The sequence below is a fragment of the Streptomyces sp. NPDC014764 genome, assembly GCF_043082785.1.
GTDB classification, from domain to species: domain Bacteria; phylum Actinomycetota; class Actinomycetes; order Streptomycetales; family Streptomycetaceae; genus Streptomyces; species Streptomyces althioticus.
This window is the reverse complement of sequence record NZ_JBIBXY010000003.1, coordinates 425,311-441,267: the sequence shown is the minus strand read 5'-3', so window position 1 is coordinate 441,267 and position 15,957 is coordinate 425,311. Positions and strand designations below refer to the sequence as shown.

The following is a 15,957-nucleotide window of genomic DNA, read 5'->3' as shown; positions in this document are numbered from 1 at the left end:
GGTGACAGTGACGCATTCACTGCGTAGGCTCCTGAATATGAATATGCACACTGTGGTGGTGGGGACGTCGGACGTGACCGCGTCCGACGTGCTGGCCGTGGCGCGCGACGGGGCCCGCGTCGAACTGTCCGAGGAGGCGGTCGCCGCCCTCGCCGCGTCCCGCGAGATCGTGGACGCCCTGGCGGCCAAGCCGGACCCGGTCTACGGGGTGAGCACCGGCTTCGGCGCCCTGGCGACCCGGCACATCAGTCCGGACCTGCGCGCGCAGCTCCAGCGCAACATCGTCCGCTCGCACGCCGCCGGCATGGGGCCCCGGGTGGAGCGGGAGGTCGTCCGCGCGCTGATGTTCCTGCGGCTCAAGACCCTCTGCTCCGGGCACACCGGCGTCCGGCCGGAGGTCGCGCAGGCCATGGCCGACGTGCTGAACGCCGGGATCACCCCGGTGGTGCACGAGTACGGCTCGCTCGGCTGTTCCGGCGACCTCGCCCCGCTCTCGCACTGCGCCCTGGCGCTCATGGGCGAGGGGGAGGCGGAGGGCCCCGACGGCAGCGTGCGGCCCGCCGGCGACCTGCTGGCCGAACACGGCATCCGGCCCGTCGAGCTGCGGGAGAAGGAAGGGCTCGCCCTCCTCAACGGCACCGACGGCATGCTCGGCATGCTGGTCATGGCCCTCGCCGACCTGGACCTCCTCTACCGGTCCGCCGACGTCACCGCCGCGCTGAGCCTGGAGGCGCTGCTCGGCACCGACAGGGTGCTCGCCCCGGAGCTGCACGCCATCCGGCCGCACCCCGGTCAGGCCGCCAGCGCCGCCAACATGCTGGCCGTCCTCGAGGGTTCCGGCCTGACGGGGCATCACCAGGACGACGCGCCCCGGGTGCAGGACGCCTACTCCGTGCGCTGCGCCCCCCAGGTCGCCGGCGCCGGACGCGACACCCTCGCGCACGCCCGGCTGGTCGCCGAGCGCGAACTCGCGGCGGCGGTGGACAATCCGGTCGTACTGCCTGGGGGTACCTCCCAGGCTTTCGGCTCTGGGGGAGGCAGGGTCGAGTCCAACGGCAACTTCCACGGCGCTCCGGTCGCCTACGTCCTGGACTTCCTCGCCATCGCCGTCGCCGACCTCGCCTCCATCACGGAGCGCCGTACCGACCGGCTGCTGGACAAGAACCGCAGCCACGGACTGCCGCCGTTCCTCGCCGACGACGCCGGCGTCGACTCCGGCCTGATGATCGCCCAGTACACGCAGGCCGCCCTGGTCGCCGAGCTGAAACGGCTCGCCGTGCCGGCGTCGGCGGACTCCATCCCGTCGTCCGCGATGCAGGAGGACCACGTCTCCATGGGCTGGTCGGCGGCGCGCAAGCTGCGCACCGCCGTCGACGCCCTGACCAGGGTCGTCGCCGTGGAGCTGTACGCCGCCGCACGGGCCGTGGAACTGCGTGAGGGGCTCACCCCCGCCCCGGCGACACGGGCGGTCCTGAAGGCGCTGCGGGAGGCCGGTGTGGGCGGTCCCGGCCCCGACCGGTACCTGGCGCCCGACCTCGCCGCCGCGGAGACCTTCGTACGCGACGGGCGGCTGGTCGAGGCCGTGGAACGGGTCACGGGGCCTCTGAAGTGAAAAGGCCGGGGCCCCGCGGACGGCTCCGCGGGGCCCCGGTGTGCCGTGGGAGGGGCGCTCAGAACTCCAGGCGCTCCCGGCGGACCGAATAGACGACGAAGCCGGCGCCGAGGGCCAGACAGGCCGTGCCGCCGACGATGTACGGGGTGCTGTCGAAGCTGCCGGTGTCCGCGAGGCGGACCTCCTGGCCGGTGCTCTCCAGGTTGGCCGTCGTCGCGCTCGACACGCCTCTCGCCTGCTCGGTGACCTGTGGGGACGGGCTCGCGGACGGCGCGGTCCGGGCCGGGGCGTCCGAGGTCGCGTTCGCGGACGGGACGAACCACAGGGCGCAGAGCAGCGTGCCCGCGGCGGTGGCGGTCAGCAACGGACGGAGCGCGGATGACACGGAATATCGATCCCCTTGTGGCGCTGGCGAATTGGCCGTGTGGGCTGATGGTAGTGAACCGTGCGGGTCACAGGAAAGTCACGCGAGCCCTTCTCTGTGCGCTCCGGTGACAAGCCCGTGGGAGATGTGGCGATTTGCCAGGATTCACCCGAAAGGGAGGAGGGGTGGATGCTCAACGGGCTTGCGGGCAAAGGTTTGTGACCGAGGCCACAGTAAGAATCCCCGTGCTCTCTTACGTATCCGTTCGTACTGGTCGGCGGGGGTGGCGGGGGGCCGGCCGGGGCGGAGGGCGTACGGCGGCGGGGGGTTGGATCACGGCTCGTACTCGCGTGAAGGGGTGAGCGGCGACGAGGATGGCGACCGGTTCGACGAGGACTGCGAAGACGAGTCCGACGACGAAGAGTCCCACCACGACGACGCGTCCCCGACGGCGGGTTTCGCGCCGGCTGAGGCGACTTGGGGAAATGTTGACCCCGGAAGGCAACCGGCGCCCCGGGCCGGCACGTCTCAATCGGCGCACTGACCGGCGTTCCCGCGGTCCGCAACGGCGGACGTGGTGAGTCCCACATGCGTGGGACTCGGGAACCGGATCACCCGGTCGTAGCGTTGAAGGTTGTGGACGAGGTGCCTCGGCTCCCGCCAGGGGCCTCGTGGGGTTGGGATTCTGGCAACGATGGAGAAGCGTGTGATGACGGACGGTAAGCGGCGGCGCAGGGGTCTGGCGGCCGCGTCCGCTCTGCTCGGCGGAGTTCTGGTGCTCTCGGCGTGCTCCGGCGGGGACGACGACGCCGCGGGGTCCGACGGCAAGGACACCTCGCAGGCGCAGGTCGACGAGGCGGCGGCCAAGAAGTCCTCCGAGGCGCAGATCAAGATCACGCCCAAGGACGGGTCGAACAACGCCTCCATCAACAACTCGGCCACGGTGACCGTCGACAAGGGCGAGCTCACCGAGGTCACGATGACCACCGCCGACGGCACCGCCGTCGAGGGCCAGATATCGGCCGACAAGAAGAGCTGGAAGCCCAGCGGCCAGCTCGAGCGCGCCACCACCTACAAGCTGTCGGCCTCCGCGAAGGACTCCGAGGGCCTCGTCGCCCACGAGAACGCCTCCTTCACGACGGTCTCCCCGTCCAACAGCTTCATCGGCAACTTCACCCCGGACAACGGCACCACGGTCGGCGTCGGCATGCCCGTGTCGATCAACTTCGACAAGGCCATCACCAACAAGGCCGCCGTGCAGAAGGGCATCGAGGTGTCCTCCAGCAGCGGCCAGGAGGTGGCCTGCCACTGGTTCAACGCCAACCGCATGGACTGCCGCCCCGAGCAGTACTGGCAGGAGGGCTCCACCGTCACCCTGAAGCTGGCGCTCGACGGGGTCGAGGGCGCCGAGGGCGTCTACGGCGTCCAGCAGAAGACGGTCACCTTCAAGATCGGGCGCAACCAGGTCTCCTACGTCGACGCCAAGACCAAGCAGATGAAGGTCACGCAGAACGGCAAGACCGTCAAGACCATCCCGATCTCCGCCGGCGCGCCCGAGAACAAGACGTACGAGGGCCAGATGGTGATCTCCGAGAAGTTCAAGGAGACCCGGATGAACGGCGCCACGGTCGGCTTCACCGACGACGACGGCAAGGGCGAGTACGACATCAAGGACGTGCCCCACGCCATGCGTCTGAGCACGTCCGGCACCTTCATCCACGGCAACTACTGGGGTGCGAAGTCCATCTTCGGCAGCGTCAACACGAGCCACGGCTGCGTGGGCCTCGCCGACGCCAAGGGCGCCAACGACCCGAGCACGCCGGGTGCCTGGTTCTACAACAACTCGATCGTCGGTGACGTCGTCGTCGTGCAGAACACCGGCGACAAGACCATCGCCCCGGACAACGGCCTCAACGGCTGGAACATGAGCTGGGAGCAGTGGAAGGCCGGCTCCGCGGTCTGACGCCCCCTCCGCCACGACGGACCCACACCACACGGCCGATGCCCTCGTCCCCTCCTTCGGGAGCGGTGACGGGGGCATCGGCCGTCCTGTGTCCCTCCCGCCCCAACCACGCGATCTCGTAACGGAGTTCCGGCGGCCACATCACAGTCACCCGGCGACTTGCCGACCACTCCCGAATCCCTTGAGCCGCTTGATCACCGGTCGGCATACTCCGAGCACCGGGGGGTGCGCACGGGCGTACGAGACCACCCCCGGCCGGGTGGCACCTCTGCCGCCCGGAGATCTCGCTAGGGGGAACCTTGCGCAGACAAGTGAAAAGAGCATGCGCGGCCACGATCGCCACGGCGACCGCTGTGGCGCTCGCGGCGGGCATGGCCGGCCCCGCGTCGGCGAACGGGGAGAAGGGCAGGGCGGCCGGCTCGTCCGCCGGCGCGGCCGCGTTCGAAGGGAAGCACCGGGTCACCCTCATCACCGGTGACCGGGTCGCACTGGACGCCAAGGGACGCGTCGTGGGCCTGGAGCCGGCCGAGGGCCGGGAGCACATACCCGTCCAGATCCGCCGCCATGACGGCCGCACGCTGGTCGTCCCGGCCGACGCCGCGCGGCTGGTCGCGACCGGCAAACTGGACCAACGTCTCTTCGACGTCACCGAGTTGAACAGGGCGGCGACCCGCACCGCGCACCGCGGCGGTCTGAAGGTCATCGTCGGCTACCGGGGCGCCGCGAAGACCGCCAAGGCCGACGTCCGCGACGCGGGCACGGTCCGCCGGGCGCTGACGTCCCTGAACGCGGACGCGGTGCAGACGCAGCACGAGGCCACGGCCGAGCTGTGGGAGGCCGTCACCGACGGCGACCGCACCGCCTCCGGTGTCGCACGCGTCTGGCTGGACGGCGTCCGCAAGGCGTCCCTGGACACCTCGGTCGGGCAGATCGGCACCCCGAAGGCATGGGAGGCCGGCTACGACGGCAAGGGCGTCAAGATCGCCGTCCTGGACACCGGTGTGGACGCCACCCACCCCGACCTCGAGGGCCAGGTGAGCGCGGCCAAGAACTTCACCTCCGCGCCCGGCACCGGGGACGTGGTCGGCCACGGCACCCACGTCGCGTCCATCGCGGCCGGCACGGGAGCCCGGTCCAAGGGCAAGTACAAGGGCGTCGCGCCCGGCGCGAAGATCCTCAACGGCAAGGTTCTCGACGACTCCGGCTTCGGCGACGACTCCGGGATCCTCGCCGGCATGGAGTGGGCGGCCGCCCAGGGCGCCGACATCGTCAACATGAGCCTCGGCGGCATGGACACCCCGGAGACCGACCCGCTGGAGGCGGCGGTCGACAAGCTGTCCGCCGAGAAGGGCATCCTCTTCGCCGTCGCGGCCGGCAACGAGGGCCCGCAGTCGATCGGTTCGCCGGGCAGCGCCGACTCCGCCCTCACCGTCGGCGCCGTCGACGACAAGGACAAGCTCGCCGAGTTCTCCTCCACCGGCCCGCGCCTCGGCGACGGCGCCGTCAAGCCGGACGTCACCGCACCCGGCGTGGACATCACGGCCGCCTCGGCGAAGGGCAACGACATCGCCAAGGAGGTCGGCGAGAAGCCGGCCGGCTACATGACCATCTCCGGCACCTCGATGGCCACCCCGCACGTCGCGGGCGCCGCCGCGCTGCTCAAGCAGCAGCACCCGGAGTGGACGTACACGGAGCTGAAGGGCGCGCTCACCGCCTCCACCAAGGACGGGAAGTACACGCCGTTCGAGCAGGGCTCGGGCCGCGTCCAGGTGGACAAGGCGATCACGCAGACCGTGATCGCGGAGCCGGTGTCGCTGAGCTTCGGCGTGCAGCAGTGGCCGCACGCCGACGACAAGCCGGTCACCAAGAAGCTCACCTACCGCAACCTCGGCACCGAGGACGTCACGCTGAAGCTGACGTCGGCCGCGACCGGCCCGAACGGCAAGGCCGCCCCGGCCGGCTTCTTCACCCTCGGCGCCTCCACCCTCACCGTCCCGGCGAACGGCACGGCCTCCGTGGACGTCACCGCCGACACCCGCCTCGGCGGCACGGTCGACGGCACGTACTCGGCGTACGTGGTCGCCACCGGCGCCGGCCAGAGCGTGCGCACCGCCGCCGCGGTGGAGCGCGAGGTCGAGTCCTACACCGTCACGCTGAAGGTCCTCGACCGCTCCGGCAAGGCCACCGCGAACTACATGACGTACCTGTCGGGCCTCACCGGCCTCGGCAAGGACCGGTCGTTCGCGCCGTACGAGGCCGACGGCACCGTCAGCGTGCGCGTGCCCAAGGGCAGTTACGTCCTGGACGCCAGCGTGCTCGTGGGCGCCGACCCGGAGAAGTGGCGGGGCGCCGACTGGCTCGCCCAGCCCAAGCTGGACGTCACCAGGAACACGACCGTGACGGTGGACGCCCGCAAGGCCAAGCCGGTCAAGTTCACCGTGCCGGGCAAGGGCGCCAAGGCGCAGTTCGCCGCGACCGACTTCACGATCGAGACGAACGACGGCGCGGTCTCCTACGGCTGGTGGCTGGAGAACTTCAGCGGCTTCCGCACCGCCCACCTCGGCCCGCAGATCACGAACGGCACGCTGAGCCAGCAGTGGAACGCCCACTTCAGCAACGGCGCCAAGGCGCAGTACAGCGCCGTCAGCGGCGGCAAGGTGAAGAAGGTCGCCACTGGCTACACCCGTGCCTTCAAGGCCAAGGAGTTCGCCACCGTCCAGGTCGGCATGGGCGCCGCGGCGAGCGGCAAGCAGGGCGCCGTCACCGCGTTCGGCTGGCTGCCCGGCGGCTCGGGCGCGACCGGCTTCTCGCAGGAGCAGAAGCTGCCCGGCACCCGCACGCTGTACCTGTCCACGGTCAACGGCGTGACATGGGACCTCGACTTCGAGCAGCTCGGCGGGGTCGACGAGGAGGGCTGGCCCGTCTACGACGCGTTCTACAGCATCGGCACCGGCAGGACCTACAAGGGCGGCAGGACCTACAAGGAGACCGTGAACACGGCCGTCTTCGGCCCGCGTCTCACCTCGTCCTACGGCGTCTTCCGCGACGGCAACAGCATCTACGGCCTGATCCCGCTGTTCGCCGACGGCAAGGGCCACGTGGGCTCGTCCGACCACACCTCCGCAGTGACGACCCTCTACCGCAACGGCAAGAAGGCCGGCTCCCACACCGACCCGCTGTTCGGCGAGGAGAGCTTCGCCGTCCCGTCCGGTGACGCCGCCTACCGGCTGACCACCTCGGTCAGGCGGAGCGCCAAGGTCGCCGCCGCGTCCACCCGCATCGACGCGAGCTGGACCTTCCGGTCCAAGAAGACGTCGGGCCAGAAGCAGCTGCCCGTCTCCTCGGCCCGGTTCGCCGCGGTCACGGGGCTGGACAGCAAGGTCCCGGCCGGCAAGAAGGCCACCTTCCCGGTCGTCGTGGAGGGCGCCGCCAGGGGCAAGAACCTCAAGTCCCTCGCGGTGTACGTCTCCTACAACGGCGGCAAGACCTGGCAGAAGACCAAGGTCACGAAGGGCAAGGTCACCGTCAAGAACCCCGCGAAGGGCAAGGCGGTCTCCCTGCGCGCCAAGATCACCGACAAGAAGGGCAACGCGTCCCTGATCACGGTCCACAACGCCTACTACGGCAAGTAGTCCGGCGCCGGTGACGCCCGCCGGAGGCATCCGCCTCCGGCGGGCGTCGCCGTTCCTGTGTCCGTCCCGCTTCTCAGGCGGCCGGCGTGCGCGGCCCGTCCGCCGGCGCGTCCGCGTTCCAGCTGCCCAGCAGGCGCAGCGCCTCGGACGACGGCGACCCGGCCTCCGCGAAGTACGTCACCAGTGACTGCTCGGCCTCCCCGGCCGGGCGGAACGACTCCCACAGCAGCGTCATCTCACCGACCAGCGGGTGCCGCAGCCGCTTCACGCCGTGACTCTTCTCCTTGACGTCGTGCCGTGCCCACAGCGTGCGGAACTCCTCGCTCTTCACGGACAGTTCGCCCACCAGCGCGGACAGCGCGGGGTCGTCCGGATGCCGGCCCGCGTCCATGCGCAGATAGGCGACCATGTCGCAGGCCTTCTGCTCCCACTCCACGAACAGCTCGCGCTGCGCGGGATCGAGGAAGACGATCCGCGCCCAGTTGCGCTCCTGGGGCGGCAGCGCGCCCCAGTCGCCGAAGACCGCCGTCGCCATCCGGTTCCAGGCGAGGATCTCCGAGCGCCGGCCCACCACGTACGCCGGGACCGTCTCCATCGCGTCCAGCAGCTGCCGCAGCGCCGGGCGGGCCTGACGGCTGCGGGGCTCCGGGCGTTTGCGGCGCCGGCCCGGCCGGGCGAGATGCGTCAGATGCGCGTGCTCGGCGTCGCTCAGCCGCAGCGCGCGGGCGATCGCGTCGAGGACCTCCGTCGACACGTTGCGCCCGTTTCCCTGCTCCAGGCGTGTGTAGTACGCCACGGACACCCCGGCTAGCTGCGCCAGCTCCTCCCGGCGCAGACCGGGCACCCTGCGGTGCCGTCCGAGGTCGGGCAGTCCCACGTCCCGCGGCTTCAGCCGGGCCCGCCGCGTGCGCAGGAACTCGCTCAGCTCGGCACGCGGGTCCAGTCCGCCCCGCAGGCCGGCCGGGTCGTCCGTGTGCTCGTCCATATGTCCATGGTGCCCGTTCGTACGCACCTCGTGTCTGTCCCCGCCAGTGGTAGGCACAGCGTGCGTAGGCAACCAGGAAGTCTGGGTACGCGCCGCCCGTTGTCGCAGGCTGGACCCCGTGCGGGCCCGGGAGGAGAGATTCCGGGCGCACGACCCCCTCAGGAGGAGAAACTTCGTATGACCACTGTCGCCGCGTACGCCGCGCCCGCCGCCAAGGCACCGCTGGAGCGCACCACCATCGAGCGGCGGGCCGTCCGCGAGCACGACGTGCTGATCGACATCAAGTTCGCCGGGATCTGCCACTCGGACATCCACCAGGTCCGTGAGGGCTGGGGCGAGGCGATCTTCCCGATGGCCCCCGGCCACGAGATAGCGGGCGTAGTGTCCGAGGTCGGCCCCGGCGTGACCCGGTTCAAGGTCGGCGACCGGGTGGGCGTGGGCTGCATGGTCGACTCCTGCCGCGAGTGCGATATGTGCCGGGCGGGCAAGGAGCAGTACTGTCTGAACGGCCAGACCCCGACCTACAACGGCATCGGCCGGGACGGCGAGCCCACCTACGGCGGCTACTCCGAGAAGGTCGTCGTCGACGAGAACTTCGTCGTGCGCATCCCCGACGGAATCGCCCTCGACGTCGCCGCGCCGCTGCTGTGCGCGGGCGTCACCCTGTACTCCCCGCTGAAGCGCTTCGGCGCGGGCCCCGGCCGCAAGGTCGCGATCGTCGGCATGGGCGGCCTGGGCCACATGGGCGTCAAGCTCGCGCACGCGATGGGCGCCGAGGTGACGGTGCTGTCGCAGTCCCTGCGCAAGAAGGACGACGGGCTGCGGCTGGGCGCCGACCACTACTACGCGACCAGCGACCCGACGACCTTCGAGGAGCTGCGCGGCTCCTTCGACCTGATCGTGTCGACGGTGTCTGCGCCGCTGGACTTCGCCGCGTACCTGTCCCTGCTCAAGCCCGAGGGCACGCTGGCGAACGTGGGCGCCCCGGAGGAGCCGATCTCGCTGAACCTGTTCTCGCTGATCGGCGGCGGCCGGTCGCTGGCCGGCTCGATGATCGGCGGCATCCCCGAGACGCAGGAGACGCTGGACTTCTGCGCCGAGCACGGCATCGGCGCGGAGATCGAGCTGATCGCCGCGTCCGAGATCAACGAGGCCTACGAGCGCGTCGAGAACAGCGACGTCCGCTACCGCTTCGTGATCGACACGGCCACCATCTGAGTCCTCGCGCACCGGACCGTCGCGGCCGTGCCGTCGCGCCGGTCCGGTGCCGGACGGACTACTGCGCCGTGGCCCGGGAAGGTGGCACGGTGACGAACAGCCCGCCAACCGGCCTTACCCGGCCGCAGCCGTGCAGGAGGCCCCGGTGCAGGACGGACCCGCCCCGCCCGAGGACGCGCCCGCCCTTCCCGACGAGGACGAACCGGAGGAGGAGGGCCTGTCCCTGGACGCCCTGCCGCCCGCCTGGACGGCCTGAGCAGCCGCCCCTCCTCCGGGCAGCGCCGTCACCCTGGACGTCACGCGTCCGTGTACTCCACGTACAGAGGGCTCGCGACCAGCAGACCGGGCAGCTTCGTGGCGGGGAAGCCCGTGGTGACTCGGGCGTAGCCGCGCATCGTCGCCGCCGTCTCCGGATGGGTCTGGGCGTCGATGCGGGCCAGGAGGGCGTGGAGGGCGGTGACCAGGGAGGGACGGCGGCCGTCCGGACCGGTGCCGAGGTCGTCGGAGAGGGCGGCGAGCAGCGCGCCGGGCGCGCTGGCGTCGGACCCCAGCAGATCCCGCACGAGCGTGCCGGAACGACGGGTCTCGTCGGTGACGCGGGCCGGCGGACCCGCGATCAGATGGTCCACCGAACCGTGCAGCAGCAGCCGGACCGGACGGTCCGGCTCCGGGGCGTCCGCGAAGAACACCATCGTCGGGTCGGCGCCGTCCAGGACGAAGTAGTTGAGCGGCGCCTCGAAGGCGATCCACTGCCCCGGCCGCACCCCCGCCTCCGTGTACCAGCGCGCCGACTCCTCGACCCGGCGCACCACCCGCAGCAGATGCCTGCCCCACAGGTCGGACGCGGGGCCGGGCGACGGGTCCACCTCCACCCCGCCGAACGGCGTGGAGACGCTGACCCGCTGCCGGGGCCACGCGGACCGCAGTCCGGGCAGAAACTGCGAGAGTTTCCGGTCGGACAGGTAGATGACTTCCTGCACTCCTGCTCCGTTCTTCACACGTCCCCGTTCTTCACTCGTCACCGCTCGTCACACGTCCTGGAGACCGAGGAACTCGAAGGCCGTCGGCGGCAACAGCTCCGAGGGCCGGTACAGCCCGTCCGGGCCCGGCTCCATGTCCCGCACGATGCGGTCCAGCAGTTCGTCCAGACCGGGGCGCCCGTCCGGGTCCGGCCGCAGACAGGGCGCGACGACGTCCACGAAGGCGTCCGGCACCCCGCCGAGGTCGGGCGCCTCGGTCTGCATGCGGAGCATGGTGCGCACCGGGTCGCTGCCCGGGTACGGGCTGCGCCCGGTCGCGGCGAACACCAGCACCGCGCCCAGCGCGTACACATCGCTCGCGGACGTCACCTTCCGCGCGTCCAGCGCCTGCTCGGGTGACATGAAGGCGGGCGTCCCCAGCGTGGTGTGCGCGACGGTCAGCTTGCTGGCCGCGGCGGCCGCCGCCAGGGCGAGCCCGAAGTCGATCACGCGCAGGCCGTCCACGCCGACCAGCACGTTGGACGGCTTGAGGTCACGGTGGACGATGTCCGCCGCGTGCACCGAGCGCAGCGCCTCGACCAGCTGCGCGGCCACCCAGCGCAGCGCCCTCAGCGGCAGCGGCCCGCACGCGTCGACGAGGTCCTTCAGGGACGGCGCCGACACGTACGCCGTGGCCAGCCAGGGGATGTCGCCGGTGGTGTCCGCGTCCACGACGGGTGGTGCGTAGAAGCCGTTCACGCCCCGCGCGGCGGCCACCTCACGCTGGAAGCGCCTGCGGAACTCCAGGTCGTCGGCCAGCTCCTCCTTGACGACCTTGACGGCGAGCAGCCGCCCGGCCGGGGTGCGTCCGAGGAACACCCGTCCCATCGAACCGCTGCCGATCCGCCGCAGCACCGTGTACGGCCCGACGCGGCGCGGGTCGAAGGGCTGGAGCGGCTTCCAGCGGGACGTGGGGTCCCACTCGTGGTGCGTCGGCCGCAGCACCGAACCGGCGGGCGGCGCCGCGGGCGACGGCACCCGGGGCAGGGACGCGGCCGTCTCGTGCACGACACCGAGGGCGTCGATCAGCTCCCGGACCACCGGCGCCTCGACGGTGGCCGACGCCGACCGCACGAAGTGGCCCAGCTCGGTCATCTTGTCCAGGACGACCTTGCTGTCGACCCCGACCCTCTTGGCCAGCTCGTAGACCCGTACGTTCGCCACACCCGACTCCTCCACCGGAGGCCCGTCCTGGCCTCGCAGGGGTCAAGAATATGGGTGCGGACGGGTCAAAATACGGACAAACACCGGGGCATCGTGCGGGTGTTGACGTCAGTGCGGCAGCGTGGCCGGGCTGCCGCCGTTCGCCTCGTAGCCGGCGACCGCCAGGGCGCGGTACACCGCGAACTCGGCGGCCGGGTCCGGGGAGAGCGTCCACGGCAGGGCTCCGACGTGCCCGTCCACGTGTATGAGCTGGTTCATGGCCTCCGCCCAGCGCTCGGCGCGCACCAGGAAGAAGATCAGCATGTGCCGCACATGCGCCGACATCGGGTCGTCCGGCCGGGCCGAGTGCGCCGCGTGCAGCGCGCCGTGGATCGCCCTGGAGACGACCTCGGTCTGGTAGAAGCCGCTGACCAGGTTCACCTCCGGGAGGTGCTCGAACACCGCGAACAGCGGCATCGCGGCCAGCAGCGACCCCTCGGGCGCCCGCGCCGCCGCGGCCTCCGCGAAGTCGTACGCCTGCTGCCGCGAGCCGTGCCACTTCTCGCACCAGTAGTGCAGCGCGGCCAGGTGCGCGCCCATGTGCGCCGGGGCGCGGTCGAGGATCTTCAGCCAGACCTGCTCGAACTCCTGCCGCGGGTAACCGAGTCCGCGCGCCACGGACAGCTCCACGATGTACGGCACCGGGTCGCCCGGGGCCAGCAGCGCGGCCTCGCCGCACGCCGCCTTCGCCTCCTCCATGATGATCCGGAACTCGTCCGAGCCGGGCGCGGCCGTGCGCCACGCCTGCTGGACCAGGAACTCCGCGTGCACCGCGGCGCCGCCCGCGTCCTTGGGCATCTCGGAGCGCCACACCCGCAGCCACTGGCCGCCCGGCGCCTCGGAGACCCCGCCGGGCCGCTGCGCCAGCTCCAGGGACGCGGCGCCCGCGAACGCCTGCACCCGCTGCCAGCGCTGCTCGCCGTCCGCGGGCGTGCCCGCGAGCAGCTGCTGCGCCGCGCGGTAGTCCTGGGTGCGCTGGACCAGGTCGAGGACGTCCAGCAGGTCCTGGTCGGGGCCGGGCATGCGGATGTCCAGCTCCTCCTGGCGCGCGAAGCCGTAGTTCGCCGGGTCCGCCGCGTCCGGGTGGCCGGCCGGGACGAGACCCACAGCGCCGCGCCGCCGCCGCAGGAACGGCAGCAGCACGAAGCTGATCATGAGGAGGGCGATCAGGACCCACAGAATCTCCATGTCACAAGCGAACCAGACGGCGCGGCCGAATGGCCAACCCGTGGCCCGTACCTGTGGAAAAACCCCGCCGCCCGCCCGAAAAGGCTCCTTCGCCCCGCCCGGACCGGCCGCGGACGTCATCACACCGTTGTGCGCACTACCCTCGGGCGCATGAGCGACAGGCACATCAGTCAGCACTTCGAGACGCTCGCGATCCACGCGGGCAACACGGCCGACCCCCTGACGGGCGCGGTCGTCCCGCCGATCTACCAGGTGTCCACCTACAAGCAGGACGGCGTCGGCGGCCTGCGCGGCGGTTACGAGTACAGCCGCAGCGCCAACCCGACCAGGACCGCGCTGGAGGAGAACCTGGCCGCCCTCGAGGGCGGCCGCCGCGGGCTCGCGTTCGCGTCCGGACTGGCGGCCGAGGACTGCCTGTTGCGCACGCTGCTCGCGCCGGGCGACCACGTGGTCATCCCGAACGACGCCTACGGCGGCACGTTCCGCCTGTTCGCGAAGGTCGTGGCGCGCTGGGGCGTGGAGTGGTCGGTGGCCGACACCTCCGACCCGTCGGCGGTGCGGGCCGCCGTCACCCCGAAGACCAAGGTCATCTGGGTGGAGACCCCCTCCAACCCGCTGCTTGGCATCACCGACATCGCCGCCGTCGCCCAGGTGGCGCGGGACGCCGGCGCCCGGCTGGTGGTCGACAACACCTTCGCCACGCCGTACCTCCAGCAGCCGCTGGCGCTCGGCGCGGACGTCGTCGTGCACTCCCTGACCAAGTACATGGGCGGGCACTCGGACGTCGTCGGCGGCGCCCTGGTCACCGCCGACGCGGAGCTGGGCGAGGAGCTGGCGTTCCACCAGAACGCGATGGGCGCGGTCGCCGGGCCCTTCGACTCGTGGCTGGTGCTGCGCGGCACCAAGACGCTGTCGGTGCGCATGGACCGTCACAGCGAGAACGCGACCCGCGTGGCCGACATGCTCACCCGCCACCCGCGCGTGACGAGCGTGCTGTACCCGGGCCTGCCCGACCACCCCGGCCACGAGGTCGCCGCCAAGCAGATGCGTTCCTTCGGCGGCATGATCTCCTTCCGCGTCGAGGGCGGCGAGCAGGCGGCCGTCGAGGTGTGCAACCGCGCGAAGGTGTTCACCCTCGGCGAGTCCCTGGGCGGCGTCGAGTCGCTGATCGAGCACCCGGGCCGGATGACCCATGCGTCGGTGGCCGGCTCGCAGCTGGAGGTGCCGGCCGACCTGGTGCGCCTGTCCGTCGGCATCGAGAACGTCGACGATCTCCTCGAGGACCTGCAGCAGGCCCTCGGCCGCTAGACCGGGACAAAAGGCCGGTCACCAGCCGGTGAGGGGTGGGGTCGTGTCGGACGGCGGCTCCACCCAGGGCCGGGCGGTCAGCGCCCACACCGTGAACGCCACGGCCGCCGCGCACAGCAGCAGCCACAGCACGCGCCGGGCACAGGTGCGGCGCCGGAGCATACGGGCGCCGCGCCGCACCGCCTCCGCGGCGAGATCGGGCGGCAGCACCGGCGGGCCCGCCACCATCAGCCTCCGCACCCGCTCCTCACGGTCCGAACGGTTCACCTGCCAGCCGCCTCCCCGGTCATGACGGCACCGTGCCGGCGCGGCCCAGCGAGGGGGCGGGTCCGGGCGCGGGACGCAGCACGACGGCCATCGCACGGTTCTGCACGGCCCGGACGCGCTCCGTCGGCAGGCCCAGCAGGGCCGCCGTCTGGTCCTCGCCGATGCCCTCGTGCAGCCGCATCACCAGGATCAGCCGCTCCTGCGGGCTCAGCTCGGCCAGCGTGCCGCCGGGCGGTGCCCGGAAGGGGAGCCGCGCGCCGTACCGCAGGGTGCCGACCGCGAACCTGATCATCAGATAGCGCCGGGTGTGGTCGTACGGGTCCTCGCCGTGCAGCCGGTCCCAGGAGGCGTACGTACGTGCCAGGGCAAGGGTGAGCAGGCGCTGGGCGCGCGGGTTGGCGCCTGGGGGCTCGGCGGTCAGCAGGGTCGCGGTGTGCAGCAGCCGTCCGCCCGCGCCCGCCACGTACGCCCGGAACTCCTGGGCGCGACGGACGTCGTCGAACGCATGCCGTGGTCGCACCCGCACCTCCCGAAGCCCTCGCGGAGGGCCGCCCCGCGCCGGGCGGCGGACGGGGTCCCCCTCCACATATCAGGCCAGGGCGCCCCCCGGGTCAAGAGGCGCGCACGGTGCGGGAGCGCGGCCGGGTCAGGAGTCGCCGCGCTCGTGCCCGGCCATCCGGGCGGACAGCGCGCCGTTGAACCGGGTGAGCAGCGCGCAGAACGCCTCACGCTCCTCCGGCGCCCAGTCCTGGGTCAGCTCGGCCATCAACTGCCGCCGGGAGCCGCGTACTTCTTCCAGGCGGGCCTGGCCGCGCGGGGAGAGCTGGAGCACGACGGCGCGGCCGTCGTCGGGGTGCGAGGTCCGCGTGACCAGGCCGGTGTCCACGAGCGGCGCCACCTGCCGGGTCACGGTCGAGGAGTCGATCCCCATGCTCGCGGCCAGGGCCTTGACGCCCATCGGGCCTTCCTTGTCGAGCCGGTTGAGCAGCAGGTAGGCGGCGCGGTCCATGGAGTTCCGCACCTGGCCGACCCCGCCGAGCCGGGTCTGTTCGGCACGGCGGGCGAAGAGCGCCACCTCGTGCTGCAGAGTGTCGAGAAGACCGGTGTCGCCGACCGCCGTCAGATCGGGCGTCATGTCCATCGACATTTCAGGTGTAGTGGGCATGGCGGGGGGCTCACTTCGTGATGGGCTGCTGAT

At 71.8% G+C, this 15,957-nt stretch carries 13 protein-coding genes; 5 read left to right on the top strand and 8 right to left on the bottom strand.

The genetic code is table 11. The annotated features are described in order from the left end of the window. Positions 1-43 precede the first annotated feature (43 nt). Positions 44-1,612, top strand: a complete 1,569-nt coding sequence (gene hutH, locus ACF1AG_RS10750) for a histidine ammonia-lyase (protein ID WP_359748531.1) — start codon at positions 44-46, stop codon at positions 1,610-1,612. Between the two features lie 58 nt (positions 1,613-1,670). On the opposite strand, the gene ACF1AG_RS10745 is transcribed toward hutH, so the two are convergent. Next, entirely contained in the window at positions 1,671-1,997 is a 327-nt protein-coding gene (locus tag ACF1AG_RS10745) for an LAETG motif-containing sortase-dependent surface protein (protein ID WP_181383235.1), read from the bottom strand. 688 nt (positions 1,998-2,685) lie between these two features. Here ACF1AG_RS10745 and ACF1AG_RS10740 point away from each other — a divergent pair. Then, on the top strand, positions 2,686-3,939 hold the full coding sequence (locus ACF1AG_RS10740; RefSeq protein ID WP_359606821.1) for an Ig-like domain-containing protein: 1,254 nt from the start codon (positions 2,686-2,688) through the stop codon (positions 3,937-3,939). A gap of 311 nt (positions 3,940-4,250) precedes the next feature. Continuing rightward, a complete protein-coding gene (locus ACF1AG_RS10735) occupies positions 4,251-7,571 on the top strand; it encodes a S8 family serine peptidase (RefSeq protein WP_391809619.1) in 3,321 nt (1,106 codons plus the stop codon). A 73-nt stretch (positions 7,572-7,644) separates the two neighbouring features. Here ACF1AG_RS10735 and ACF1AG_RS10730 read toward each other — a convergent pair whose 3' ends face one another. After that, a complete protein-coding gene (locus ACF1AG_RS10730; RefSeq protein WP_359601601.1) occupies positions 7,645-8,556 on the bottom strand; it encodes a helix-turn-helix transcriptional regulator in 912 nt (303 codons plus the stop codon). A gap of 177 nt (positions 8,557-8,733) precedes the next feature. Here ACF1AG_RS10730 and ACF1AG_RS10725 point away from each other — a divergent pair, with 177 nt between their 5' ends. After that, positions 8,734-9,774, top strand: a complete 1,041-nt coding sequence (locus ACF1AG_RS10725) for an NAD(P)-dependent alcohol dehydrogenase (protein ID WP_391809618.1) — start codon at positions 8,734-8,736, stop codon at positions 9,772-9,774. 296 nt (positions 9,775-10,070) lie between these two features. On the opposite strand, the gene ACF1AG_RS10720 is transcribed toward ACF1AG_RS10725, so the two are convergent. The 3 genes from ACF1AG_RS10720 to ACF1AG_RS10710 form a co-directional block, all read right to left on the bottom strand. Next, positions 10,071-10,754, bottom strand: coding sequence for an SAVMC3_10250 family protein (locus ACF1AG_RS10720; protein ID WP_359601599.1), 684 nt, complete (start codon positions 10,752-10,754; stop codon positions 10,071-10,073). Positions 10,755-10,802: 48 nt separating this feature from the next. Beyond that, entirely contained in the window at positions 10,803-11,957 is a 1,155-nt protein-coding gene (locus ACF1AG_RS10715) for a translation initiation factor IF-2 N-terminal domain-containing protein (protein ID WP_359601598.1), read from the bottom strand. 108 nt (positions 11,958-12,065) lie between these two features. Then, positions 12,066-13,184: a hypothetical protein gene (locus ACF1AG_RS10710; protein ID WP_359601597.1), complete on the bottom strand. Its 1,119-nt coding sequence runs from the start codon at positions 13,182-13,184 to the stop codon at positions 12,066-12,068. A 150-nt stretch (positions 13,185-13,334) separates the two neighbouring features. Here ACF1AG_RS10710 and ACF1AG_RS10705 point away from each other — a divergent pair, with 150 nt between their 5' ends. After that, a complete protein-coding gene (locus ACF1AG_RS10705) occupies positions 13,335-14,492 on the top strand; it encodes a cystathionine gamma-synthase (protein ID WP_359601596.1) in 1,158 nt (385 codons plus the stop codon). Positions 14,493-14,510: 18 nt separating this feature from the next. On the opposite strand, the gene ACF1AG_RS10700 is transcribed toward ACF1AG_RS10705, so the two are convergent. The 3 genes from ACF1AG_RS10700 to ACF1AG_RS10690 form a co-directional block, all read right to left on the bottom strand. Continuing rightward, on the bottom strand, positions 14,511-14,759 hold the full coding sequence (locus tag ACF1AG_RS10700) for a hypothetical protein (RefSeq protein WP_359601595.1): 249 nt from the start codon (positions 14,757-14,759) through the stop codon (positions 14,511-14,513). A 19-nt stretch (positions 14,760-14,778) separates the two neighbouring features. After that, positions 14,779-15,279, bottom strand: a complete 501-nt coding sequence (locus tag ACF1AG_RS10695) for a sigma factor-like helix-turn-helix DNA-binding protein (protein WP_391809617.1) — start codon at positions 15,277-15,279, stop codon at positions 14,779-14,781. Between the two features lie 126 nt (positions 15,280-15,405). Continuing rightward, positions 15,406-15,924 carry a MarR family transcriptional regulator gene (locus ACF1AG_RS10690; RefSeq protein ID WP_359601593.1) on the bottom strand — a complete coding sequence of 173 codons (519 nt, stop codon included), beginning with the start codon at positions 15,922-15,924 and terminating at the stop codon, positions 15,406-15,408. Between the last annotated feature and the right edge of the window lie 33 nt (positions 15,925-15,957).

Coding starts and splice junctions, on each gene's coding strand:
- ACF1AG_RS10730 (WP_359601601.1), bottom strand. CDS start 8,556: ATGGACGAGCACACGGACGACCCGGCCGGCCTGCGGGGCGGACTGGAC.
- ACF1AG_RS10690 (WP_359601593.1), bottom strand. CDS start 15,924: ATGCCCACTACACCTGAAATGTCGATGGACATGACGCCCGATCTGACG.
- ACF1AG_RS10705 (WP_359601596.1), top strand. CDS start 13,335: ATGAGCGACAGGCACATCAGTCAGCACTTCGAGACGCTCGCGATCCAC.
- ACF1AG_RS10710 (WP_359601597.1), bottom strand. CDS start 13,184: ATGGAGATTCTGTGGGTCCTGATCGCCCTCCTCATGATCAGCTTCGTG.
- ACF1AG_RS10740 (WP_359606821.1), top strand. CDS start 2,686: ATGACGGACGGTAAGCGGCGGCGCAGGGGTCTGGCGGCCGCGTCCGCT.
- ACF1AG_RS10725 (WP_391809618.1), top strand. CDS start 8,734: ATGACCACTGTCGCCGCGTACGCCGCGCCCGCCGCCAAGGCACCGCTG.
- hutH (WP_359748531.1), top strand. CDS start 44: ATGCACACTGTGGTGGTGGGGACGTCGGACGTGACCGCGTCCGACGTG.